Below are 902 nucleotides of genomic sequence, written 5' to 3'. Positions count from 1 at the left end.
GACGGTCGCCTCCTTGATCGTGCGGTTCATCCGTTCGACCTGTCCGTTGGTCCAAGGATGGTTGGGCTTGGTCAGCCGGTGCTCGATCCCGTTTGCCTCGCAGATCATGTCAAAGCGCATCGGCCGTGAATACGCGGCATTCCGGTTCCGAGGCTGCTCGGCGAACTGAATGCCGTTGTCAGTGAGGACGGTGTGGACCTGATATGGCACGGCTTCGAGCATGTGTTGCAGGAACTCCCAGGCCGTCCTTCTGTCCGCCTTCTCGACGAGCTGGGTCACGGCAAACTTGCTCGTGCGATCGATGCCAACGAACAGGAAGAGCTTTCCTTCGGCAGTCTGCACTTCGGCGATGTCGACGTGGAAGAAGCCGATCGGGTAGCGTTTGAACTTCGACCGCTTCGGCTTGTCGCCCTCGACGTCAGGCAGGCGCGAGATGCCATGCCGCTGTAGACACCGGTGCAGCGCTGAGCGCGTCAGGTGCGGGATGGACGGCTGAAGGGCATAGAGGCAGTCATCAAGCGGCAGCAGCGTGTGGCGTCGAAACGCGACGATGGCCGCCTCCTCAGCCTCGGTGAGGACCGTCGAACGAGGCTCCGTTGGCCCGGTCTTACGATCATCGACCGTCTGCCGTTTACGCCACTTCGCAACCGTCTTGGGGTTCGTCGGGAAAACGATTCACTGGATCGTTTTCTGGCCCTCCTCACTCCCGAGCTCCCGGCTCAGCGCCGCGGCCGAAGCTTGCGATCGCTGTATTGCTGCTCTGACGGCGTGCGCCCCTCTCGGCGAATGCGCACATTCGCCTTCCGGTCAGAGGATCGTGGCGCTTCCGTGACGAACTTGTCCCATAGGGCATCCTTCCATTCCTTCGAAAGGATCACACCATCAAACCGTGGGATCAAACA

2 protein-coding genes are annotated in these 902 nt (G+C 61.0%); both read right to left on the bottom strand.

Going from position 1 to position 902, the window contains the following annotated elements; all coding sequences use genetic code 11:
* A partial coding sequence (locus HCC78_RS32770; RefSeq protein ID WP_371743976.1) for a DDE-type integrase/transposase/recombinase occupies positions 1–675 on the bottom strand: 675 nt, incomplete at its 3' end.
* Between the two features lie 44 nt (positions 676–719).
* Positions 720–902: hypothetical protein (locus HCC78_RS34370; RefSeq protein ID WP_253949484.1), on the bottom strand; the 183-nt coding region annotated here is incomplete at its 5' end.

The sequence above is a fragment of the Mangrovicoccus sp. HB161399 genome, from assembly GCF_013184745.1.
GTDB lineage: Bacteria > Pseudomonadota > Alphaproteobacteria > Rhodobacterales > Rhodobacteraceae > Mangrovicoccus.
Note: the sequence above shows the minus strand (reverse complement) of the source record. Positions and strands in the feature narration are given on the sequence as shown.